The sequence below is a fragment of the Clostridium nigeriense genome, assembly GCF_050585245.1.
GTDB lineage: Bacteria > Bacillota > Clostridia > Clostridiales > Clostridiaceae > Clostridium > Clostridium nigeriense_A.
The window spans coordinates 24,404-48,557 of sequence record NZ_JBNOOF010000014.1; the positions used below are offsets into that span (position 1 = coordinate 24,404).

Sequence of the window (24,154 nt, forward strand, 5' to 3'; positions counted from 1 at the left end):
ATTGTTATGCTATAATAACGCTATAGGTTTTAAAATACGCTGATGTGCGAGGTGTTAGAGAATGATAGAATTTAAGAATGTATCTAAGCTGTATGATAATAATGTTAAGGCTTTATCAGATGTAAATATAAATATTGAATCAGGTGAATTTGTATTTTTGGTTGGACCTTCAGGTTCAGGAAAGTCAACTTTTATAAAGATGTTAATAAAAGAAGTAGATCCTACTGTGGGAGAAATAGTTGTAGCTGGGAAGAATCTTTCAAGTGTTACAAGGAGACAAACTCCTTACTACAGAAGAAAAATAGGAATGGTTTTCCAAGACTTTAGGTTAATCCCAACATTAAATGTATATGAAAATGTTGCTTTTGCTATGAGAGTAGTTGAAGCTTCACAGAAGGATATTAGAAAAAGAGTACCAATGGTATTATCATTAGTAGGTTTATCTCACAAATATAAGATGTTCCCTAATGAATTATCTGGAGGTGAGCAGCAAAGAGTTGCTTTAGCTAGGGCAATAGTTAATAATCCATCAGTTTTAATATGTGATGAGCCAACAGGTAACCTAGACCCAGAAACAGCAAAGGAAATAATGGAACTATTAGAAGATATTAATAGAGCTGGAACTACAATTTTAATGGCTACTCATGCTAAAGATATAGTTGATAGTATGAAGAAAAGAGTTATTGCTATAGAAAAAGGATGTATAGCAAGAGATACTACAAGGGGGATGTACGAAGATGAAGTTTAATACTATAAAATACTTTTTTATAGATGCTTTTAAGAGTCTTAAGAGAAATAGAACATTAAGTATAGCGGCCATGATTACTGTGCTAATTACATTCTTTATATTTGGTACATTCATATTGCTTGGCTTAAATTTCAATAAAGCTGTAGAAGATGTTGCATCAAAGCTTGAAATTAAGGTTTATTTAGATAATGATATTAAATTAATTGACCAAAGAGAAATAGAATTAAAGCTTAATGAACAAGAGGGCGTTAAGGAAGTTATTTATGAATCTAAAGAAGAAGCCTTCGCTAACTTACAAGAAATGCTTAAAGATAACCAAGGTTTGTTGGAAGGTTATGATTTATCAGAAAATCCATTGCCAAGTTCATATATTGTTAAATTAGATGCTCCAGAATATGCAACTCAGATTGTAGATGCAGTTCAGGGTATGAGTGGAGTAGAAGATATATCTAATCAACAAGATATGATTGATACTATAAGTGCTTTTGTTAATGGAGTTAGAATTACTGGTATGGTATTATTTGTTGTGTTTATAGGGGTGTCTATATTCTTAATTACAAATACAACAAAAATAACAGTATATTCTAGAAGAAGAGAAGTTGGAATAATGAAGTACGTTGGAGCTACAGATTGGTTTATTAGATGGCCATTTATAATAGAAGGTATGATAATAGGCTTTATAGGTTCACTTATATCAAGCATATTATTATTTATGCTTTATAGAGGGGTTTATGGATACATAGTATCTAATATGTTCCTTGTTTCTTTAGTTTCACCAGGGTTTGTTTTAAGTACTTTAACTTGGATATTCCTATTAGGTGGTATAATAGTAGGAGCTTTAGGAAGTATAGTTGCTTTAAGAAAATTCTTAGATGTATAAAGGGATTAATAAAAAGAAAGAATAAACTATATAATTTAAGTGGAGTATATCTCCACTTAAAATATTATTTAACGTAAATCTACAGAGTTTTATGAAAGGAAGTATTAGAGTATGGAGGAGAATAAAAACCCAAAGGGTAAGATATATAAAAAGCCCTTAATTATAGTAGGAATAGTATTAATTTTCTTACTTTCAAATTTTACATTTTTCTATATGGGAAATGCTCTTGCATTTAATGGTGTTACTTTAAAAAGTGTTAGTGAAGATGTAGCTAAGGATGTTAGCGATGTTAAGGATGTTAAGAAGTATGAACTTCTATTTCAAGTGAGAGATGCATTACTAACAAAGTATGATGGAGAAATAGATGATAATGATTTATTAGAGGCAGCAATTAAAGGAATGACTCAATCTTTAAATGATCCTTATACAGTATTTATGAATTCTGATGAATATACATCATTTGTAGAACAAAGTGAAGGACATTTTGTTGGAATTGGTGCTCAGTTAGGAATTAAAGATGATAAAGTTACAGTAGTAGCTCCACTAGAAGGTTCTCCAGCAGAAAAAGCAGGATTAAAAGCAGGAGATGTAATTTTGAAAGTTGATGGAACGGAGATTACTGAACCTAATGTAGAAAAAGCTATATCTATGATAAAAGGAGAACAAGGAGAACCAGTAACGTTAACTGTTTCAAGAGAAGGGGCTGAATATCAAGATATAACTATAATTAGAGATGTTGTTAAGGTTGTTTCTGTTAAGGGAGAACTAATAGATGGAAACATAGGATATATACAAATGTCTTCTTTTGATGAAGATGTTGCTGAAAATTTTAAAGAAAAAATAGTTGAATTAAAGAACCAAGGTATGAAGGGAATGATTTTAGATTTAAGGGGAAATCCTGGTGGATACTTAACTGAAGCAGTAAAAGTAGCATCACAATTCATACCAAAGGGAGAAATTGTAACATACACTATAGATAAATATGGTAATAAGCAAGAGTCTAAATCTGTAGGTGGAGAAGCAGAAGGAATGCCATTAGTAGTATTAATTGATGGTGGAAGTGCGTCAGCTTCAGAAGTTGTTACTGGAGCTTTAAGAGATTATGAAGCAGGAACTATAGTAGGAACAACTAGCTTTGGTAAGGGGGTTGTTCAACAATTAATAGAATTCGGTGATGGAAGTGGTGGATTAAAGGTTACAACTTCAAAATACTATACTCCAAATGGAGAAAATATACACAAAATTGGAATTAAACCAGATATAGAAGTTGAAATACCTGATGAAATATCACAACAAGAGTATGATAGGAGTATAGATCCTCAATTTAACAAGGCATTAGAAGTGATTAAAGAAAAAATTTAGGAGGATCATTGATGGAGTTAATGTTATATACTTTAAGAACTGTGGCTTATGCCATAGTTGATCCGATGCATCTGTTTATGTTAGTAGCTTTAGGAATAATGTTTTATATAAAAAATAGAAGAATATCTATAATGCAGAAAATGACTATTGGGGAGAGTATTAACTCCCCTTTAGAACTTACATTATCACAAATTGCATTAGGGATTATCGCAGGTGCTATAGTTAGTATAATGTTAAGTGGCTTTGGAATAATTTTTAATGAAAATTCTGGTATAGAAATCATGTTTATGATATCAATTACGTTGCTTTTTATTAAAAAGCGATATATGGGCTTTGCATATTCTGGAGCAATATTAGGTGCTATTAGTATATTTTCAAATATATTAGCAGAGTTGACTAAAACTGAATCATACATAAATGTAAATATATTGGTACTTATGTCTTTTGTTGGACTGATACATATAGTAGAAGGTATTCTAATTATGTTTGATGGAAGAAGAGGAGCTATACCTGTTTTCACTAATAAAGATAATAAAATAATTGGAGGATTTGCTTATAATAGATATTGGGCACTACCTGTAGCTTTATTTATTGCAATTACTAGTGATATTTCATCTGTGACTACATCAGCAGTAGCAACACCAGATTGGTGGCCAATAATTAATAGACCAGGAGCATTATTGCTTTTAAGCTCTGCTATAATTGCTTCAATACCTTTATATGGAGTTATAGGATATAATTCAGTTTCTTTTACAAAAGAAAAAAATAAAAAACCTATTTATTCAGGAATTGGAATATTAATATATGGAGTTGTATTGACATTAATAGCTCAAGTAGCTAGTTTCGGAATAGTTGGACAAATTATTGTAGTAGCATTTGCAGCATTGGGATATGAACTTATGCTTAAAATACAAAATAAGATTGAGAAATCAGGAAAATATTTATACGTGACTGATGATAATGGGGTAGCCGTATTAGAAGTGGCACCTAATTCACCAGCCTTTGAATCGGGAGTAAGACGAGGAGATAAAATATTAGAGGTAAATAGAAACAAAGTTACATCTGAAGTGGAAATTTTCAGGACGATAAGAGAAAATTTTGGCGAAATTTCCTTTAGAATTAAAAAAATTTCCGGGGAAATAGTCGATTTGAATATAATACCAAAGAATAAAAGAGTTGGAATGCTATTAGTACCTAGAATGGTAAAGGCGGATAGCACTTTAAGTGTCGATAATGATGATTTTAAGAAAGTATTAGAAGAAATGAAAAGAAAGCGATAGCTTTCTTTTATTTTTTTAAAATTGTAATAAGAGATATTTAAATGTATAATTTATTTATTAGAAAAGGGAAAAATGAAGTATATAAGGAAAGGAGACGTTACTTTTAATAAATGTAAAGTAACAGTGAAAATATGCCTGAGTTTAAAATAGAATCAAAGTTTAAACCAACTGGAGATCAACCTCAAGCAATAGATAGCTTAGTTAACTCAATAAATAATGGGGATAGAGCACAAACACTATTAGGTGTAACTGGTTCAGGAAAAACTTATACTATGGCAAATATTATTGAGAGAGTTCAAAAGCCAACTTTAATATTAGCTCATAATAAGACGCTAGCAGCTCAATTATGCTCAGAGTTTAAGGAGTTTTTCCCTAATAATATAGTGGAATATTTTGTATCTTATTATGATTACTATCAACCAGAGGCTTATGTACCACAAACAGATACTTTTATAGAAAAAGATGCATCAATAAATGATGAAATAGATAAATTAAGACACTCAGCTACATCTGCATTATTGGAAAGAAGAGATGTTATTATAGTTGCATCAGTTTCATGTATTTATGGCTTAGGTAATCCAGAAGAATATAAAAAGCTTACTATATCACTAAGACCAGGAATGGTAAGGGATAGAGATGATATAATAAGAAAACTTATAGAAATTCAATATGAGAGAAATGATATAGATTTTGCAAGAGGAAGTTTTAGAGTTAGAGGGGATTCTTTAGATATTATTCCAGCCTCATCTTCGAATAAGGGAATTAGAGTAGAGTTCTTTGGAGATGAAATAGAGAGAATAAGAGAATTTGATGTTCTAACAGGAAATATATTAGGTGAGAGAAATCATGTATCTATTTCACCAGCATCTCACTTTGCTACATCTCAAGAAGTATTAGAAAAAGCTATAGGTAAAATTGAAGATGAACTTGAAGATAGGCTTAAGGAGCTTAACAGTCAAGAAAAATTATTAGAAGCTCAAAGATTAAGACAAAGAACTAACTTTGATATAGAGATGATCAGAGAAATGGGATATTGTAGTGGAATAGAAAACTATTCAAGAATTCTAGATGGTAGAGCACCAGGAACACCACCTCAAACTTTACTAGATTACTTCCCAGATGATTTTTTAATGTTTATAGATGAAAGTCATGTTACATTACCACAATGTAGAGCTATGTATGCTGGTGATAGGTCTAGAAAAGATACTTTAGTAGAGTATGGATTTAGATTGCCATGTGCTTATGATAATAGACCATTAAAGTTTGCTGAGTTTGAGAAGAAGATAAATCAAGTAGTTTTTGTCAGTGCAACACCATCTCAATATGAACTAGATAACTCAATAAATATAGCTGAACAAGTTATCAGACCAACAGGATTATTAGATCCAGTTATAGAAATAAGACCTGTGAAAGGTCAAATAGATGACTTATATGCAGAAATTAAGAAAAATACAGAAAGAGGATTTAGAACTCTTATTACTACATTAACTAAGAGAATGGCTGAAGATTTAACTAAGTATCTAAAGGATTTAGGAATAAAAACTACTTATATGCATTCAGATATAGACACTATAGAAAGAATGAAAATTATAAGAGATTTAAGACTTGGAGAGTTTGATGTACTTGTAGGTATTAACTTGCTTAGAGAAGGACTTGATATTCCAGAAGTAGCATTAGTTGCAATTTTAGATGCTGATAAGGAAGGTTTCTTACGCTCAGAAACATCACTAATACAAACAATAGGTAGAGCAGCTAGAAACTCTGAAAGTAGGGTAATAATGTATGCAGATACTATTACTAAGTCTATGGATAAAGCTATAAAAGAAACTGAGAGAAGAAGAAAAATACAAATTAAGTACAACGAAGATAATGGAATTACACCACAAACTATTATTAAGGATGTAAGAGATGTAATTGAAGCAACTAAAGTTGCAGAAGAGAAAGTAGAATACAAGGCTGAAAACACTAAAGCGGTTTCAGAAAAGGATAAGAAGAAGTTAATTAAGAAGTACACTGAAGAAATGATGGAGGCGGCTAAGAACTTACAATTCGAAAGAGCGGCAGAATTACGTGATATAATTAACGATTTAAAGAGTAAAAAATAATATATATTTACAAAATCTTTTAAAATATCTGGAGTGATTAATAAATGGAGTTATTAGAAAGTTGCAAACTATGCCCAAGAAATTGTGGGGCAAATAGATTAGGTGAAAAAAGAGGATTTTGTGGGGCAGGAGAAAAAATAAGGGTGGCAAGAGCTGCCCTTCATTATTGGGAAGAACCTTGTATATCTGGTGATATAGGTTCTGGAACAGTATTCTTTTCTTACTGCACATTAAAGTGTGTTTTTTGTCAAAATTATAATATAAGTCAATGTTCATGGGGAAAAGAAATAACAATTGAGAGATTAGCAGAAGTATTTATTGAGCTTCAAGATAAGGGTGCATTAAATATAAATTTAGTTACGCCCACACATTATGTTCCTCAAATTATTGAAGCTATAAAAATAGCAAAAGAGAATGGATTAAGGCTACCTATTGTATACAATAGTAGTGGATATGAAAAGGTAGAAACAATTAAGCTTTTAAGAGGATATATAGACGTATATTTACCTGATATGAAGTATTTTGATACTAAATATTCCAGTAAATATTCTAAGGCAAAAGATTATTTTTCTTATGCGAAGGATGCCATTAATGAAATGGTAAATCAAGTTGAAGAGGTTAAGTTTGATGAAAATGGAATAATACAAAAGGGAGTAATAATAAGACATCTCATGTTACCTGGATTATTATTTGATTCCAAAAAGATAATAGATTATATATATGATACATATGGAAATAAGGTTTATATTAGCATTATGAATCAATATACACCATTAGAGCATGTAAAGGACTATCCAGAATTAAATAGACCTTTAAATCAAAAACACTATGAATCACTTATTGACTATGCTTTAAATTTAGGAGTACAAAATGGGTTTATTCAAGAAGAGGGGACAGATAAGGAAAGTTTTATTCCATTATTTAATTTTGAGGGAGTATAGATACAAGTGAATAATTAAAAATAGAGTCCATTGTAAAATATAAAATTAGTGGCTTTAAATTTGAAATTAATGATTGAAATTATTAAGGGGTGCAATAAATCAAATTTGTGTTTATTACACTCTTTTTTTGCAAATACTTTAATATATAATTGACAAGGTTTATAATAAAAATTAGAATAGAATAAAGAACGCTTGTTCGAAGCGGAATGTTAATATAAGGAGAAAGGTCATTAAATATGAAGGATAAAATTATAATAAAAGGTGCTAAAGTACATAATTTAAAGAATGTATCTTTAGAAATACCAAGAGATAAGTTAGTAGTATTTACAGGTTTATCAGGATCAGGAAAATCTTCATTAGCTTTTGACACTTTATATGCAGAAGGGCAAAGAAGATATGTTGAATCTCTTTCATCCTATGCAAGACAGTTTTTAGGGCAGATGGATAAACCTGATGTAGAATATATTGAAGGATTATCGCCAGCTATATCAATAGATCAAAAGACAACAAGCAAAAATCCACGTTCTACAGTAGGAACAATTACAGAAATATATGATTATTTAAGATTACTATATGCGAGGGTTGGAAAACCTTATTGTCCAAAGTGTAAAATTCCAATAGAGCAACAATCTGTTGATCAAATTGTGGATAGTGTTATGGCTCTTGGGGATAGAACTAAAATTCAAGTTTTAGCTCCAGTTATAAGAGGAAAAAAAGGAACTCATGAGAAGATACTTGATAACATAAAGAGAAGTGGATTTGTTAGAGCGAGAATAGATGGTTCTATTTATGAATTATCAGAAGAAGAAGTATCTTTAGAAAAGAATATAAAGCATAATATTGAGGCAGTTGTAGACAGAATAATAATTAAGGAAGGTATAGAAGGAAGATTAACAGATTCAATTGAAACAGCATTAAAGCTTGCTGAAGGTCTGGTAGTCATAAATATTATAGATAGAGAAGATATATTATTTAGCGAAAAGTTTGCATGTCCTGAATGTGGAATGAGTATTGATGAACTTGCACCTAGATTATTTTCATTTAACTCTCCTTTTGGTAAGTGTGATTACTGTGATGGCTTAGGAACTTTAATGGAAATTGATGAAAATCTAGTTATACCAAATAAAGATTTAAGTATTTTAGAAGGTGCTATAGCTACTTGGGGAGAAGGTAGATTAAAGGAAGATTCTTGGACATTTGCTATTTTAAAAGCCTTAAGCGAAGAATATGATGTGGATTTAAGTAGACCAGTTAAAGAGCTTAGTAGAAAAGAATTAGATTTAATTCTTTATGGAACTAATGGAAAGAAAATGAAGGTAACTTATACAAAAGAAGGAGTAACTTCACAATATAATTATGCTTATGATGGAGAAATAAATTCTTTAAAAAGAAGATATAGAGAAACTAATTCGGATATCATAAAGAGTGAAATAGAGCAGTATATGAGTGATAATCCTTGTCCTAAATGTAATGGAGCAAGGCTTAAAAAAGAGGCATTAGCTGTTTTAGTAGGAGATAAGAATATATATGAGTTTACTAAGCTTTCTATAAAGGAGGAGCTTGATTATATAAATTCATTAGAATTTTCAGAGAAGGACACAATAATAAGTGATCAAATAATAAAGGAAATAAAAAATAGACTTAATTTCTTAATAGATGTAGGTTTAGATTATTTAAATCTATCTAGAAATTCTGGAACTCTATCAGGTGGAGAGTCTCAAAGAATAAGACTTGCTACTCAAATTGGATCAGCTCTTATGGGAGTATTATATATATTAGATGAACCTAGTATAGGACTTCACCAAAGAGATAATGATAGGTTAATAAATACACTTAAACATTTAAGAGATGTAGGAAATACTGTAATAGTAGTTGAACATGATGAAGATACTATGAAGGAAGCAGATTATATCGTAGATATAGGACCAAGAGCTGGGGAACATGGCGGTGAAATAGTAGCCGCTGGTACTGTGGAAGATATTAAAAAGTGTAAAAAATCTATAACAGGGCAATACTTATTAGGAGAGAAGAAAATAGATATTCCTAAAGAAAGAAGAAAAGGAAATGGTAATTTCATAGCAGTTAAAGGAGCTAAGGAAAATAACTTAAAAAATGTTAATGTAAAAATTCCTTTAGGAACTCTTACTATGGTTACAGGAGTATCTGGTTCTGGAAAAAGTACTTTAGTAAATGAAATTTTATATAAGGGATTAAATAGACTTGTTAATAGGAGTAAAAATCCAGTAGGTGCTCATAAAGAAATTTTAGGCTATGAAAATATTGATAAGATTATTGATATAGATCAAAGTCCAATAGGAAGAACTCCGAGATCAAATCCAGCTACGTATACAGGAGTGTTTGATATAATAAGAGAATTATTTTCTAATACACCTGAAGCTAAGATGAGAGGATATAAACCAGGAAGATTTAGTTTTAATGTTAAGGGTGGAAGATGTGAAGCGTGTACAGGAGATGGAATTATTAAGATAGAAATGCAATTTTTATCTGATGTCTATGTACCATGTGAAGTTTGTAAAGGTAAGAGATATAATAGAGAAACTTTAGAAGTTAAGTATAAAGGAAAATCTATAGATGATGTATTAAATATGACTGTAGAAGAAGCATTAGTGTTTTTTGAAAATCTTCCAAGAATTAAAAATAAGATGCAAACTTTGTATGATGTAGGTCTTGGATATATAAGATTAGGTCAACCATCAACACAATTATCAGGTGGGGAAGCTCAAAGAATCAAGTTAGCTTATGAGCTTTCTAAGAGAAGTACAGGAAAAACTCTGTATATTTTAGATGAACCAACTACAGGTCTTCACATAGATGATGTAAGTAGATTAGTAGAGATACTTCAAAGACTTGTAGATACGGGTAATACAGTAGTAGTTATAGAACATAATTTAGATATGATAAAGTGTGCAGACTATATTATAGATTTAGGACCAGAAGGTGGAGATAAGGGTGGAACAATAGTTGCAACAGGAACTCCAGAAAAAATAATTAAGGTTGAAGAGTCATATACAGGGAAATATCTTAAAAAGATGTTAAATAATTAAAGAGTACTTGTCATTTTTAGCTATAAGTTTTAATATATAATGGTAACATAATACTAATTTTGAGGTGAAGAAATGGGTTTTTCAAAGCTTATGACAATTGTTTTTGGTGTGGCTTTTATAATTGTACTTTATTTTATAATCTATTATGCATTAAAAATAATGTACAAGGATGTAAAAGGTGGTGGAAGAAGGAAACAATCTTCTACTAAAAAGAATTATGGAATAGAAGTACTAAGTGTTGGAGAAAACTCAAACTTAGAAGAAGGATCCATATTGTTGTTAAATGGTGTAATAACTATAGGAAGAAGAGAAGGAAATACAATAAAGTTAACAGATCAGTATGCTTCTGGAAACCACGCTAAAATAGTAGTAAAAAATAATGAAATATTAATAGAAGATTTAAATAGTACAAATGGTGTATTTATTAATGATGAAAAAATTAATGGATATGCTAAGATTAGAGCTAATGACAAAATAAGAATAGGAAGTGCTACCTTTAAGGTTATAAGAGCAGAAAAAAACTAGAGGTGAGAAAATGAATAAGGCATTAAAGTTAGAAAAAAGAGTTCTTAAATTAATCTATTTATTATGCTTACTTCTATTTACAAATCTAGCTTTACTACAAAAACCTTTTGATACCAAAGCATTAATTATCGGAGTTGTATTATGCTTTATAATAGGTTTATCTCATTATATTTTAAGAAGGTTTTATCCTGATGGAGATAAATTTATGTTTATTTTTTCAAGTATATTAGCTATTGTGGGAATAGCAGTACTATATAGAATAGATCCGAGTTTTGCGTATAAGCAATTAGTTTGGGTTATACTTGGAATAATTGGATATATGACTATAGTAATAGCGTTACCGGATTTAAAAAGCTTTGCTAAGTATAAAAAGATATATATGATAATAACTTTAATTCTAATGCCTATGGGGTTAATTTATGGGTTAATAACAGAGCAAAGTATAAATGGAGCTATGAACTGGGTTTATATAGGACCTTTTGGATTCCAGCCATCTGAATTTGGTAAGATAGCTTTAGTTTTATATTTATCATCTTCGCTTATGAATTATGAAAGTAAAAATGTAATTAAAGAAGACTTTAAACAACTTATAGAACCAGCTCTAGTAGTAATGTTTTCTTTAGTTTGTATGGTACTTCAAACAGACTTAGGATCAACATTAATTTTCTTTGGTATATCTGTGACTATGTTATATATTGCGACTTCAAAGAAGAAATATGTGTTTACCTGTTTAGGTCTATCAGTAGTTGGTGCTCTTGGAGCTTATGGAGTTTTTGGACATATTCAAAGAAGAGTTATGATTTGGTTAGATCCATGGGAATATGCTACTGCAGAAGGATATCAAATAGTGCAAGGTTTGTATGCAATATCAACAGGAGGATTATTTGGTGTAGGACTTGGAAATGGATATCCAGATTTAATTTTTGCTAGCGAAAGTGACTATATCTTTGCAATTATCTGTGAAGAATTTGGAACTATCTTTGCAGTAGGATTAATGATAATCTACTTCTTATTATTTTATAGAGGTATTAGAACAGCTTTTTTAACTAAAGATAGATTCAGTTTATTAGCTGCAGTAGGTTTTAGTACTATGATAGCTTGCCAAACATTAGTTATAGTAGGTGGGATTTTTAAAGTAATACCTCTTACAGGAATTACTTTACCACTAATAAGTTATGGTGGTAGTTCTATGTTAACTATATTTTTCGCTTTAGGAATTTTACAAAAAATTTCTGAAGAATATTAAAAGTATTAAAAAATATATTTAATTATAATTAAATGTTGTATAATATTAAGGGAGTATTGAACTCGGAATCAATACTCCTTTTATATAATCTTTTATATGTAGCTTTAAAAAAGCAAGGAGGAGTTTATGAACGATTTATCAAAAAGCGTAAGAAACATTATGGTGATATTCCTTTTTTGTTTTATAGCCTTAATATCATATATAGCATATTTTCAAGTCTTTAAGGGGCCTGATATAGCTAATGATTCAGGTAATAAAAGACTTTGGGCAAAAAGAAATGAAGTTTTAAGAGGTACAATTTATGATAGAGATGGAAATGCTCTAACTAATAGTGTAAGAATAGATGAATATAATCAAAGTAGGAATTATACTTATGGAGATTTATATGTTCATGCTTTAGGATACATAGATGAGAGATTTGGTATAACAGGGTTAGAAGATGAGTATGATAGTGAATTATCTACATATAGTGGATTTTCTAATGGAATTAGAAACTTTTTTAAAGACTTTGATTTAAAAAGTGCTTTTGAAAATAGAGATGAAGAAAAAGTAGGTAATGGGGTTGTAACTACTTTAGACTATGATATACAAAAGGCAGCATATGATGCAATGGGAGATTTAAAGGGGGCAGTAGTAGCTTTAAATCCTAAGACTGGAGAAATACTTGCAATGGTGTCAAAGCCTACATATGATCCAAGTAATTTAGAGCAAGTAATTGAAGATGCTAATTCTGGAGTTGATACGGATAGTAAATTATTAAATAGAGCTATTGATGGATTATATCCTCCAGGTTCTGTATTTAAGACAGTAACCTTAGCAGCAGCCTTGGAAAATGACCCTAGTATAGTTAACGAAACTTTTCATGATACTGGTAAAATAACATTTGCAGATGGTACTAGTTTAAGTAACTATATGAATCAAGTTCATGGAGATTTAAGTTTACAAATGGCATATAGAGTTTCTAGTAACTTTGTATTTGGAACATTAGCAATGGATATGGGAAATGCTAAGCTTAAGGAAGTAGCAGAAAGATTTGGATTTAATTCTAGAATAAGTGGAGTTGGATTATTAATACCAGCAAGTAATTTTCCTACATTAAATGATTATGAAGAAGGTAATATAGCACAAAGTGGGATAGGTCAAGGTAGCGTATTATCAACACCAATACAAATGGCTATGGTAGCAGCAACAGTTGCTAATGATGGAGTTTTAATGCAACCAAAGTTAGTTAATAAGATTGTTGATAAAGATGGAAATACAATTAAGGAGTTTTCTAATAAGGCTCTTAAGGAAGATGTGATTTCTGAGGATATAGCAAATACAATAAAAGAGTATATGGGATATTTAGTTTCAAATAATCTTTATAGATGGCCTGCTTTTGAAGGAACTAATGCAGGAGGAAAAACAGGTACAGCAGATTATATGTTAGAAGATGGTTCAGAAGGTGTGCCACACGGATGGTTTATATCAGTAGCACCTATAGATGATCCTCAGATTGCAGTTGCTGTAATAGTAGAAGAAGGAGAAAATGGAGCTGGATCAGCAGCTGATATAGCTTCACAAGTTGTAAGGACTGCTATTTTAGGTCAGTAAATAATTAAAGAGGTTGTATTTTACAACCTCTTTTTCTATAAAAATTCACTTTTTCCTTGCTTCACTATTTATATCCTAATTCATATATTAAATTATGACTATTTTTAAAACTTTTAGGATAAAAGGAGATAATTTTGATATGTTTAGGGTAAAAAAATTAGAAGTGGAAGGGTGCTACTTAATTACACCAACAGTATTCATGCAAAATACATGTGACTTAATTAAGGTTTTTAATGAGACTCAATTTAATATATATGGATTAAGTACGGAGTTTAAAGAGGAATATTATGTCATTGCAAAACCTGGAGTAGTAAGAGGTATGCATTTTCAGCTGCCTCCTGAAGAACATGATAAATTAATTACATGTATTATAGGAGAAATTCAGGATGTAGTAGTAGATTTAAGAAAGGAATCAAAAACCTTTGGTAAATATTCAGTAGTAAATTTAAATGAAGATAATAAGAACTTAATATACATTCCATCTGGTTGTGCTCATGGGTACTATATTAAGGGAGATAAACATGCCTTAGTTTTCTATAAAGTAACAAAGCCATTTGTTAGAGAGTTAAGGGGAGGCATACATTGGAGTTCTTTAGATATTCCTTGGGAGTTTGATAATAATAAAGTTGAAGTAGAAGGTGAAGATGAAATATGGCCAAAATTTGAAGAATTAAATTCACCATTTTAGCAATAAATTTTAATGTATAGTGAACTATAAAAGGTTTAATATGTGAATAACCTTTTATAGTTTTCTTCTTTTAGTTTTGAAGTGATTCTATTAAGTTTGGGGGGACTTGGAGTTAGATCGAGGTCATAAAATTTCATAATTCTGAATGAAATGAGGAATTATTACCTTCAGTTTGTAGAAGTAAATCTGTTGTGTTAGGGCGGCTTGGAGCTTGCGACGGAGCAACTAACATAATATAATTACTTCTTTTTTTATATTGTTAATTGCAAATAAATTTACTAGTGATAAAATTTATATAGCAAAGTGAAAAAATGAGGAGAGATTTAAATGTTTGATTTTGAATACCATTTAAAAAACTTACCAGAAAAGCCTGGTGTTTACATAATGAAGAATTCACTTGGCGAAGTTATATATGTAGGTAAAGCTAAGGTTTTAAAAAATAGAGTAAGAAGTTATTTTCAAAATTCTAAAAATCATTCTGAAAAAGTTAAGGTTATGGTTAAAAATATTTCTGAATTTGAGTATATTGTTACAGATTCAGAGATGGAGGCTTTAATTTTAGAATGTAACTTAATAAAGAAATACAGTCCAAGATATAATATTGCTTTAAAGGATGATAAATTTTATCCTTTTATAAAAATTACGAATAATGATGATTATCCAAGGGTTTTTGTAACAAGAAAATATGCTAAAGATGGAGCAAAATATTTTGGACCATACACTAACGCAACTGCAGTTTATGAAACCATAAATTTAATTAATAAAATATTTCCAATAAGAACATGTAAGCTAATGATTAAAGAAAATGGAGAAAAGGTTAGACCGTGTTTAAATTACCATATTAAAAAATGTGTTGCGCCATGTGCAGGATATATAAAAAAAGAAGAATATGCTGAAATGATTAATGATATTATGGATATACTTAATGGTAAGGATAAAACTATTGTAAATGAGTTAAAGGCAGACATGGAAGAAGCATCTAAGAACTTAGAATTCGAATTGGCAGCAAAACTTAGGGATAAAATCCTTGCTATAAATGCGATAGTAGAGAAACAGAAAATATTTAAAACCATGGAAGGTGATGAAGACTTTATAAATATATATCAAGACGAAAAGGATAGTTGTATTCAAGTGTTTTTCTCTAGAGATGGTAAGATTACTGGTCGTGAGCATTTTATTTTTGATAATACTGCTGATGATAAAGTAGGAGAGGTTTTAGAAGATTTTATTACGTCATTTTATGGAGGAACAGCAAAGGTTCCTAAAACAATATACGTACCCGATATAGAAGATCCAGAACTCATAGAAGATTTTTTAACAATTAAGAGAGGGGCAAAGGCTTGGATTAAGGTTCCACAAAAGGGACAAAAGAAAGATATGCTTGAGATGGTAAAAAATAATGCAAAGATTACTTTAGAACAATTTAAAGATAAGTTTTTTAAGGACAAAGAAATAAATAGAATTTCTTTAGAGGAGTTAAAAGAATTATTAGATTTAGATGAACCTCCTTTTAGAATAGAAGCATATGATATTTCTAATATTCAAGGTGTAGACTCTGTTGGGACTATGGTAGTTTTTGAAGAGGGAAGATCTAAAAATAGCGACTATAGACGATTTAAGATTAAATCAGTTAAAGGTGCTAATGATTATGATAGCATGAGAGAGATATTAGAGAGAAGATTTACTCATGGACTTGAAGAAATTAAAAAGATACAAGAAAAACAATTAAACTTTTCAAGTGGTAAATTCTCTAGTTTCCCAGATTTAATTATGATGGATGGAGGTAAGGGGCAAGTAAATATTGCTCTAGAAGTTTTAAGTAAGTTAAATATTAATATTCCAGTGTGTGGATTAGTTAAAGATGATAAGCACCAAACTAGAGGAATTATTTATAATAATAAAGAGCTTATAATTAATAGAAGTTCAAACTTAATGCAAATGATAAGAAGAATACAAGATGAAGTTCATAGATTTGCTATAACATATCATAGAACATTAAGAGATAAAAGAACATTACATTCTATATTAGAAGATATCCCTAATGTAGGAGAGAGAAGAAGAAGAAATCTTCTAATGAAATTTGGAAGCGTAGAAAATATAAAAAAGGCTACATATGATGAATTAATAGAAACACCAAGCATTGATAGAAAAGCTGCAAATAGTATAATAGACTACTTTAAGACACAAGAAAAATAGTAACAAAATGGTTACAATTCAATTATACTATATAAATATGATATTAATGGGTTGTGTAATAAAGCTTTTTAATTTATACTATGTTAAGGTATTATCAAATATTTAATAAAATAAAAAAGCAAATTTTATTTGAACTAGATTAAGAGATTACGAGGTTATTTATAAGGAGTTAGGTATGAATCAATATAAAGTATTTGAAGGCTTATTTAAAGAATTTTACAAAAGTGAAAATGTTATTCTTGATGCTGAAATGAAGCATTATGTTCACTTTAGAGTTGGTGGACCAGCAGACATCCTATTAATTCCTGAAAATAAAGATCAGGTTATAAAGAGTATAGAAATATGTAAAGAAAATAATATTCCTTACTATGTAGTTGGTAATGGCTCGAATTTATTAGTAAAAGATGGTGGAATTAAAGGGGTAGTTATAAAATTAAGTGAAGTTAAGAATATAAAAGTTTATGGAGAAAGTATAGAAGCTGAAAGTGGAGTAATGTTAAAAGATGTATCTAGCGCAGCTGTAGAAAATTCTTTAACTGGTTTTGAATTTGCTTGTGGTATACCTGGAACTGTAGGTGGTGCTGTGTTCATGAATGCAGGAGCATATGATGGAGAAATTGCTCATGTTATTGAAAGTGCAGAGATTATAGATAATAATGGTGATATTAAAGTTTTAACTAAGGACGAATTAGAATTAGGCTATAGATCATCAATAGTTATGAAGAAAAATTATATTGTTTTATCAGCTAGATTTAGCTTAAAACATGGTGAAGTTAGAAAAATAAAAGAAATAGTGCAGGATTTAACTAGTAAAAGAGAATCTAAGCAACCGCTTGAATATCCTTCGGCTGGTAGTACATTTAAAAGACCAACAGGATATTATGCAGGAAAACTTATTCAAGATGCTGGATTAAAGGGATATAGTATAGGTGGCGCTGCAGTTTCAGAAAAGCATTCAGGTTTTGTAATTAATAAAAAAAATGCTACAGCTAAAGATATATTAGATTTAATAGAACATATACAAAAAGAGGTTAAAAAGCAATTTGGCGTAGATTTACATCCTGAAGTTAGAATAATAGGCGAAGATGAAAGATAGAATTATAAATTAACATGGGAATTCAGTTTATACTGGATTCCTATTTTTTTTAGATAGTTCATAAAAATACTTTTTATTAGATTTATAACATTTGTAATATAAATAATTCTTGTTAAGAAATTATTGACAGTTATTAAATGGTATAATATACTATATTTAGAGTTAATAAAAAATGTTTAAAGGTGGATGATTTATGAGAAAATTTTATGTGAAGGAAAGATTATTTGCAATAGGAACTAAATTTGATGTTTATGATGAAAATGACAATAAGGTATTTATTGCAGAAGCTGATAAGTTTGATATAGGGAAAAATATCAATATTTATGATTTAAATAATAGAAAAGTGTTATATATGAGGCAACAAATTAGGTTTGGAGCTCATAAGTATATTGCATACGATGAAAATATAAGAGAAATAGCTACTATAAAGAAAGAATTCATGGTTCCTGAATATGATATAACAGGAGCAGTTGGAGCTATGAATATGGAGAGTTCAAGTATTTTAGGAAGAAACTATGAAATAAGAAAAAATGGAGTAGTAATAGGAACAATAGATAAAGAATTTACTTTTGGAAGTGATAGATATTTTCTTGAAGTTATAGATGAATCATATACAAAATTTTTTGTTGGACTATTAATTATGATAGATATGATTAGATTTCACAATGATAATTAATAATATTAGAGGAGAGATATAAAAATGGCTCATGATATTGATTATGAAATTAAAGGTAATGAAATGCAATTTGTAGAAATTGAATTAGACCCAAGAGAAACAGTTATTGCGGAATCTGGAGCAATGATGATGATGGATAATAGTATTACAATGAATGCTATATTTGGTGATGGAAGCGAAAGATCAAAAGCAGGTGGATTTTTTGGGATGTTAGGAAGTGCAGCTAAAAGAGTTATAACAGGTGAGAGCTTATTTATGACTGCATTTACAAATGAAGGTATGTTAAAACAAAGAGTAGCTTTTGCTTCACCTTATCCAGGAAAGATATTAGCAGTTGATTTGAGAAGTATTGGAGGAAGATTAATATGCCAAAAAGATGCTTTCTTATGTTGTGCTAAGGGAGTAAGCATTGGAATTGAGTTTACAAAGAAACTTGGTACTGGATTCTTTGGTGGTGAAGGTTTTATACTGCAAAAACTGGAGGGTGATGGACTGACTTTTATTCATGCAGGAGGAACTATAGTTAAGAGAAGTTTAATGGCTGGAGAAACTATAAAAATAGATACAGGTTGCCTAGTTGCTATGACTCAAAATGTTCATTATGATATCCAATTTGTAGGTGGAATTAAGAATGCTGTATTTGGAGGGGAAGGTCTATTCTTTGCTACATTAACTGGACCAGGAGAGGTGTGGGTTCAGAGCCTTCCATTTAGTAAACTTGCTTCAAAAGTTTATTCATCAGCTCCACAAAATATGGGGAAGTCAGTAGATGAAGGAAGCATACTGGGTTCTTTGGGTAATATATTTGAAAAGTAGTTTTAGAAATTTTTTATTTATATAACCATTTTAATAATTAAAAAATATAAAAATGGTTATATAGTAATTTTAAAAAGTTTAGTAAAAAGTAGAGAAGAGTGTAATCTTCTCTACTTTTTATGCTATAAAAATTATATTTTGTCATAGTATTAGGATAACTTATTATAATAATAAAGGGAATATGATATAATTCAATTAATGAACTTTAATTTTAAAGGGAGGTAGTATCATGAGATTTATAATAGTTACAGGATTATCAGGAGCGGGTAAAACAGAAGCAACAAGAAGCCTTGAAGATATGGGATACTTTTGTGTAGATAACCTTCCTCCAAAGCTAATACCAAAGTTTGCAGAAGCTTGTGTACAAAGCCAAGGTAAGATAGATAAAGTTGCTTTAGTTATAGACATTAGAGGAGGAATATTCTTCGATGATTTATTTGAGAGCTTGAATTATTTAAAAAATCAAGAATTTAAATATGAAATACTATTCTTAGATGCTTCTGATGAGGTTTTGGTGAAGAGATTTAAGGAAACTAGGCGAAGTCATCCATTAGCACCTGGAAGTAGAATAATTACAGGAATAAATGAAGAAAGAAATAGATTAAGAGAAGTTAAAGATAGAGCAGATATAATAATAGATACATCAAAATATGCTATTAAAGATTTAAGAGAAGAAATGACTAAAAATTATGGAGATGTAGAGCAACCAGAAAGGCATCTTTCTGTAACTATATTAAGTTTTGGATTTAAATATGGAATACCAGTAGATTCAGATTTAGTATTTGATGTTAGGTTTATACCAAATCCATTTTATATTCCAGAGCTTAAGCCATATTCAGGCAATGAAGAACCTGTTAAAAATTATGTTTTAGCCCAAGAAGAAACTAAAGGATTTATAAAAAGAGTAGATGAATTATTAGAATTTTTAATTCCTAATTATAAAAAAGAAGGAAAGAGACAACTTATTATTTCAATAGGATGTACAGGTGGAAGACATAGATCTGTTGCCATAGCAAATGCCATATATGAAAGTTTAAATAGTAAAGATTATAATATTTCTGTAGAACATAGAGATATTAGAGAAGATGTACATCAAGGAGCTAAGAAGCTATGAGTTTAAAGGAATGGTTAAAGCCTGGAGTTAGAATAAAAAGATGGCTTTTCTTTGGAATATTTGGAATTCTTTTAATTGCTTTTGGATTTACTGAATTAGCAGTAAGAAGGGTCTATGATATTTATTATAAAGTTTTTTATATATTCTTAAATATTACTGGAGTTTTAGTAATATATATTTCAGTTGTTGAAAGTATGAAATCAATAATTGCTTTAACTAATAAGGGATATATTCATTTATCATTAGATAGTAGGAAGATGGAAAATTTAATTTATGAAAAAAGGCTGTTAGTAAAGGGGCCTAAAATAGTAGTTGTAGGTGGTGGAACAGGTTTATCTACAATGCTTAGGGGATTAAAGTATTATACTTCTAATATAACTGCAATAGTTACAGTTGCTGATGATGGTGGAGGTTCTGGAGATCTAAGAGAAGATTTAGGAATGTTACCACCAGGGGATATAAGAAACTGTATATTAGCATTAGCTGATACAGAGCCATTAATGGAAGAACTTCTACAATATAGATTTCAAGATGGTAGACTTAAAAATCAAAGTTTTGGAAATTTATTTTTGGCTGCTATGGATGGAGTAAGTGATAATTTTGAAGATGCAGTTCAAAAAATGAGTTCAGTACTTGCTGTTACGGGGAAGGTTCTGCCTGTTACTTTAGAGGATATGAAGCTAATAGCTGAACTAGAAAACGGAAATAGAATAGAAGGAGAATCACAAATTCCAGAAGAATCTATAAGTCAAAATTCAAGAATAAAAAAACTTATGATTGAACCTAAAGATGCAAAGCCTTTACAGGATGCTATAAAAGCTATAGAAGAGGCAGATGCTATAGTTTTAGGCCCAGGAAGCCTTTATACGAGTGTAATTCCTAATCTTTTAGTAAAGGATATTGCAGAAAGTATTAGAAAAAGTGATGCAATTAAAATTTATATTTCTAATATAATGACTCAACCTGGTGAAACACATGGATTTAAAGCCTCTGACCATATAAAGGTATTAAAAAAATATGGTGGAAGAGGAATTGTTGATTATGTTATTGCTAATAGAGGAGATATTCCTACAGATATAAAAGAAAGATATTTAAAAGATAGCTCTCAATTAGTAGAGCTTGATAGAAAAGAACTTAAAAGCCTTGGAGTAGAAGTTATAGAGGCTTCTTTAGCAAAGATAGAAAAAGGTTATGTCAAGCATGATTCAGAATATCTAGCAGAGGTTCTTGTAGATACAATAATGGAGAAAAAATTATTGTATGATAGGAAGAAGATAATAGAATATATGTATGTTTCTCAAAAAATTAAAGAAAGAGAACTAAAAATCAAGGGAAATAATAAATAATAATTTAGAGACTAAAAAGAATTTATCCTTTTTAGTCTCTTTTTTTACAAAATATATATAATTTTGAGAAAAATAGAGGAAATTATAGAAAATAATACAAAAATTTGTTAAAATATAGGTTGGATGATAAAGAATATTTATAAAAGTTATAGAAAGGGAAGTTTAATATGGGTGTGATAATGATATTTATTGAAATGATGCTTGTTGTACTGTTGTACAATAGTTTATTCAATAAGGGAAAATTAGATAATTTTCTGTTATATTGTTTAATAGTGTCAGTATGTAGTGTATTGTTTTATAAGTTTAGTCCTCTTAATGTCACTTTCGTATATGTAGTATTATTAATTGCTGAGATTTTTGCCTTAGCTTATGTAGATAGGAAAGATAGAAATTTAGTTTTAACAGAGATGATTATTTGTGTTGTTATTACTTTTATTATTCAAAATAGTCTACTTACTATAATATTTTTTATTACAGGTAAAACAAGAGAGTTTAGACTAATAAATTTAATTTTATATGCAATTAGTGTATTTATCATTATGGGGTTTTTAAAGTATTATAGAAAGAAAAAATATATTGATTTAGAGGAATATATTGAAGATAATCTATTAGTATCTAATATATTATTGAATATATTTATGTTCTTTATGATATTGAAAATAATTTATGATAGTGGAAAGTTATCAAATGGATCAATTATAGAAATTAATTTTCTTATTTTTATAAATATTTTATTAAATATAAGCTTTTATAGATCATTACATAAGACTATACTGAAAAACAAAAATATTGAAGTAAAGAATGCCTATAATCCTTTATTAGATGAGATAATACAAAATATAAGAGCAAATGAGCATGAATATAAAAATCATATTAGTATGCTTTATTCAATGATTCAGGTATCTAAGAGTATTCCTGAAATAAAGGAGAAGGCAGGAAGTTATATTGGCAATATTAATAACACTAATGTTTTAAGTACGGTGTTAGATATAGAGAGTGCAACTATTAAGGCAATTTTATATAGTAAGTTAGTAGAATGTGAACAACTAGGGATTAACTTAAGTTATACTATAAAGAATAATATAGAAGAGGCTTATTTAGATGATACAGAAATAACTATAATTTTAAGCAATTTATTAAATAATGCTATTGAAGCAACTAAAGAATCTAACAATAAGAAGATTTCAATTGATGTAAGAAAATTAGAAAAATATAAGATAGAAGTTAAAAATAATATTTCTGGGTTAAATATAGATCCTAGTAAAATTGAAAATTTCTTTAGCAAGGGATTTTCTAGTAAGGGTAATGAAAGGGGATATGGACTATATAATGTAAAGAAAATAGTAAAAAAATATAAAGGGACAATATATGCTAGAGTAGTTGATGATTATCTAGTTATTGAAATATTTATTTAGATGGTTTAAGCTATAATTTACATCTAAATTTTTATTATTATTTATGTTATAATAACTTGATAAGAATAGTAAATAAGGAGAAATAGGCAATATGTCATTTTCATCAAAAGTAAAAGGAGAAATTTGCAGATATTCAGAATTAAGTAAGGAAGAGGCATTAGCTGAAATTTCAGCTATAATGAAGGTGAGTGGAACTATATCTTTTAGTGGATTAGGCTTATCTTTTAGAATTACTACTGAAAACCCTGCATCAGCAAGGCATATATTTAGTTTGCTTAAAGAACATTTTAATATACATTCAAAATTAATGGTTAAAAAGAGTAATTCTTTAAAAAAGAATAATATATATATGGTTCTTATAGAAGAGGACATGGGGGTTAGAGGCCTTTTAAGAGATACGGGAATACTTACCGAAGTTGAAGGAGTATTAACCTTAAATTATAGAATAGATGAGAATATGGTTAAATCTGATGAATTAAAAAGAGCGTATATAAGAGGCGGGTTTATAGGTGGAGGAAGTATAAGTAATCCAGAAAAAACTTACCATTTAGAATTTGTAACTCATAGTGAAGAGTATGCAAGGGATTTATCAGCTTTAATAAATACTTTTGGATTAAATTCTAAAGTTATACAGAGAAAAAATAGCTTTATTATTTACTTAAAAGAAGGGGAACAAATATCAAATCTTTTGGGAATAATAGGAGCACATACTTCATTACTTGAATTAGAGAACATAAGGATAATGAAGGAAATGAGAAATAACGTAAATAGACTTGTAAACTGTGAAACAGCTAACTTGAGTAAAACTGTTAATGCTGCTGTTAGACAAGTGGAGAGTATAAAACTTATACAAAGAGAAATTGGTCTTCAAAGACTGCCTAAGAATTTAAGAGAGATAGCAGAACTTAGATTAAGTTATCCAGATGAATCTTTAAAAGAGCTAGGAGAAATGCTAAATCCCCCAGTGGGAAAGTCTGGAATTAATCATAGATTAAGAAAAATAGAGAAAATAGCGGAAGAAATTAGATCAGGAACATATTAGTTCAATGTATAATGCATAAT

The 24,154-nt window shown here is 29.4% G+C and carries 19 protein-coding genes; all 19 read left to right on the forward strand.

Translation table 11 applies throughout. The features are described from left to right. The first annotated feature begins 61 nt into the window (after window positions 1-61). Entirely contained in the window at window positions 62-748 is a 687-nt protein-coding gene (gene ftsE / locus ACQPUY_RS16325; RefSeq protein ID WP_430842882.1) for a cell division ATP-binding protein FtsE, read from the forward strand. After that, the gene (gene ftsX / locus ACQPUY_RS16330; protein ID WP_430842884.1) at window positions 738-1,628 is read left to right on the forward strand and encodes a permease-like cell division protein FtsX; all 891 of its coding nucleotides are present in this window, start codon (window positions 738-740) and stop codon (window positions 1,626-1,628) included. The genes ftsE and ftsX overlap by 11 nt, the downstream gene beginning before the upstream one ends. 111 nt (window positions 1,629-1,739) lie before the next feature. After that, the gene (locus ACQPUY_RS16335; RefSeq protein WP_430842886.1) at window positions 1,740-2,990 is read left to right on the forward strand and encodes a S41 family peptidase; all 1,251 of its coding nucleotides are present in this window, start codon (window positions 1,740-1,742) and stop codon (window positions 2,988-2,990) included. Window positions 2,991-3,001: 11 nt separating this feature from the next. After that, the gene (locus tag ACQPUY_RS16340) at window positions 3,002-4,270 is read left to right on the forward strand and encodes a PDZ domain-containing protein (RefSeq protein WP_430842888.1); all 1,269 of its coding nucleotides are present in this window, start codon (window positions 3,002-3,004) and stop codon (window positions 4,268-4,270) included. A 131-nt stretch (window positions 4,271-4,401) separates the two neighbouring features. Beyond that, entirely contained in the window at window positions 4,402-6,375 is a 1,974-nt protein-coding gene (gene uvrB, locus ACQPUY_RS16345) for an excinuclease ABC subunit UvrB (RefSeq protein ID WP_430842890.1), read from the forward strand. Between the two features lie 44 nt (window positions 6,376-6,419). Next, complete coding sequence (locus ACQPUY_RS16350; RefSeq protein ID WP_430842892.1) at window positions 6,420-7,316, forward strand: radical SAM protein; 897 nt, start codon at window positions 6,420-6,422, stop codon at window positions 7,314-7,316. 236 nt (window positions 7,317-7,552) lie between these two features. Continuing rightward, window positions 7,553-10,381, forward strand: a complete 2,829-nt coding sequence (gene uvrA / locus ACQPUY_RS16355; protein ID WP_430842894.1) for an excinuclease ABC subunit UvrA — start codon at window positions 7,553-7,555, stop codon at window positions 10,379-10,381. A 72-nt stretch (window positions 10,382-10,453) separates the two neighbouring features. Beyond that, window positions 10,454-10,906: an FHA domain-containing protein gene (locus tag ACQPUY_RS16360; protein ID WP_430842896.1), complete on the forward strand. Its 453-nt coding sequence runs from the start codon at window positions 10,454-10,456 to the stop codon at window positions 10,904-10,906. A gap of 10 nt (window positions 10,907-10,916) precedes the next feature. Continuing rightward, window positions 10,917-12,152, forward strand: a complete 1,236-nt coding sequence (locus tag ACQPUY_RS16365) for an FtsW/RodA/SpoVE family cell cycle protein (protein ID WP_430842898.1) — start codon at window positions 10,917-10,919, stop codon at window positions 12,150-12,152. A gap of 126 nt (window positions 12,153-12,278) precedes the next feature. Beyond that, entirely contained in the window at window positions 12,279-13,745 is a 1,467-nt protein-coding gene (locus ACQPUY_RS16370) for a peptidoglycan D,D-transpeptidase FtsI family protein (protein WP_430842900.1), read from the forward strand. A gap of 139 nt (window positions 13,746-13,884) precedes the next feature. Beyond that, entirely contained in the window at window positions 13,885-14,433 is a 549-nt protein-coding gene (locus ACQPUY_RS16375; protein ID WP_430842902.1) for a dTDP-4-dehydrorhamnose 3,5-epimerase family protein, read from the forward strand. A gap of 327 nt (window positions 14,434-14,760) precedes the next feature. Next, on the forward strand, window positions 14,761-16,629 hold the full coding sequence (gene uvrC / locus ACQPUY_RS16380; protein WP_430842904.1) for an excinuclease ABC subunit UvrC: 1,869 nt from the start codon (window positions 14,761-14,763) through the stop codon (window positions 16,627-16,629). 175 nt (window positions 16,630-16,804) lie between these two features. Next, on the forward strand, window positions 16,805-17,725 hold the full coding sequence (gene murB / locus ACQPUY_RS16385; protein ID WP_430842906.1) for a UDP-N-acetylmuramate dehydrogenase: 921 nt from the start codon (window positions 16,805-16,807) through the stop codon (window positions 17,723-17,725). Window positions 17,726-17,918: 193 nt separating this feature from the next. Then, on the forward strand, window positions 17,919-18,401 hold the full coding sequence (locus tag ACQPUY_RS16390) for an LURP-one-related/scramblase family protein (protein ID WP_430842908.1): 483 nt from the start codon (window positions 17,919-17,921) through the stop codon (window positions 18,399-18,401). Between the two features lie 24 nt (window positions 18,402-18,425). Next, window positions 18,426-19,217, forward strand: a complete 792-nt coding sequence (locus ACQPUY_RS16395; RefSeq protein WP_430842910.1) for a TIGR00266 family protein — start codon at window positions 18,426-18,428, stop codon at window positions 19,215-19,217. Window positions 19,218-19,446: 229 nt separating this feature from the next. Then, window positions 19,447-20,331, forward strand: a complete 885-nt coding sequence (gene rapZ / locus ACQPUY_RS16400) for an RNase adapter RapZ (protein ID WP_430842912.1) — start codon at window positions 19,447-19,449, stop codon at window positions 20,329-20,331. Continuing rightward, window positions 20,328-21,677: a gluconeogenesis factor YvcK family protein gene (locus ACQPUY_RS16405; protein WP_430842914.1), complete on the forward strand. Its 1,350-nt coding sequence runs from the start codon at window positions 20,328-20,330 to the stop codon at window positions 21,675-21,677. Before rapZ ends, ACQPUY_RS16405 begins: the two co-directional genes overlap by 4 nt. Before the next feature lie 167 nt (window positions 21,678-21,844). Continuing rightward, window positions 21,845-23,092 (forward strand): sensor histidine kinase, encoded by a 1,248-nt coding sequence (locus tag ACQPUY_RS16410; RefSeq protein ID WP_430842916.1) that lies wholly within the window; start codon window positions 21,845-21,847, stop codon window positions 23,090-23,092. A 91-nt stretch (window positions 23,093-23,183) separates the two neighbouring features. Next, window positions 23,184-24,134: a DNA-binding protein WhiA gene (gene whiA / locus ACQPUY_RS16415; RefSeq protein ID WP_430842918.1), complete on the forward strand. Its 951-nt coding sequence runs from the start codon at window positions 23,184-23,186 to the stop codon at window positions 24,132-24,134. Window positions 24,135-24,154 lie beyond the last annotated feature (20 nt).

What these genes read in the sequence shown, in the direction of transcription:
- ACQPUY_RS16350 (WP_430842892.1), top strand. Translation starts at nt 6,420, where the DNA reads ATGGAGTTATTAGAAAGTTGCAAACTATGCCCAAGAAATTGTGGGGCA.
- ftsE (WP_430842882.1), top strand. Translation starts at nt 62, where the DNA reads ATGATAGAATTTAAGAATGTATCTAAGCTGTATGATAATAATGTTAAG.
- ACQPUY_RS16390 (WP_430842908.1), top strand. Translation starts at nt 17,919, where the DNA reads ATGAGAAAATTTTATGTGAAGGAAAGATTATTTGCAATAGGAACTAAA.
- ACQPUY_RS16340 (WP_430842888.1), top strand. Translation starts at nt 3,002, where the DNA reads ATGGAGTTAATGTTATATACTTTAAGAACTGTGGCTTATGCCATAGTT.
- ACQPUY_RS16335 (WP_430842886.1), top strand. Translation starts at nt 1,740, where the DNA reads ATGGAGGAGAATAAAAACCCAAAGGGTAAGATATATAAAAAGCCCTTA.
- whiA (WP_430842918.1), top strand. Translation starts at nt 23,184, where the DNA reads ATGTCATTTTCATCAAAAGTAAAAGGAGAAATTTGCAGATATTCAGAA.
- ACQPUY_RS16360 (WP_430842896.1), top strand. Translation starts at nt 10,454, where the DNA reads ATGGGTTTTTCAAAGCTTATGACAATTGTTTTTGGTGTGGCTTTTATA.
- uvrA (WP_430842894.1), top strand. Translation starts at nt 7,553, where the DNA reads ATGAAGGATAAAATTATAATAAAAGGTGCTAAAGTACATAATTTAAAG.
- uvrB (WP_430842890.1), top strand. Translation starts at nt 4,402, where the DNA reads ATGCCTGAGTTTAAAATAGAATCAAAGTTTAAACCAACTGGAGATCAA.
- uvrC (WP_430842904.1), top strand. Translation starts at nt 14,761, where the DNA reads ATGTTTGATTTTGAATACCATTTAAAAAACTTACCAGAAAAGCCTGGT.
- ACQPUY_RS16405 (WP_430842914.1), top strand. Translation starts at nt 20,328, where the DNA reads ATGAGTTTAAAGGAATGGTTAAAGCCTGGAGTTAGAATAAAAAGATGG.
- ACQPUY_RS16370 (WP_430842900.1), top strand. Translation starts at nt 12,279, where the DNA reads ATGAACGATTTATCAAAAAGCGTAAGAAACATTATGGTGATATTCCTT.
- ACQPUY_RS16410 (WP_430842916.1), top strand. Translation starts at nt 21,845, where the DNA reads ATGGGTGTGATAATGATATTTATTGAAATGATGCTTGTTGTACTGTTG.
- ACQPUY_RS16365 (WP_430842898.1), top strand. Translation starts at nt 10,917, where the DNA reads ATGAATAAGGCATTAAAGTTAGAAAAAAGAGTTCTTAAATTAATCTAT.
- murB (WP_430842906.1), top strand. Translation starts at nt 16,805, where the DNA reads ATGAATCAATATAAAGTATTTGAAGGCTTATTTAAAGAATTTTACAAA.
- ACQPUY_RS16375 (WP_430842902.1), top strand. Translation starts at nt 13,885, where the DNA reads ATGTTTAGGGTAAAAAAATTAGAAGTGGAAGGGTGCTACTTAATTACA.
- rapZ (WP_430842912.1), top strand. Translation starts at nt 19,447, where the DNA reads ATGAGATTTATAATAGTTACAGGATTATCAGGAGCGGGTAAAACAGAA.
- ACQPUY_RS16395 (WP_430842910.1), top strand. Translation starts at nt 18,426, where the DNA reads ATGGCTCATGATATTGATTATGAAATTAAAGGTAATGAAATGCAATTT.
- ftsX (WP_430842884.1), top strand. Translation starts at nt 738, where the DNA reads ATGAAGTTTAATACTATAAAATACTTTTTTATAGATGCTTTTAAGAGT.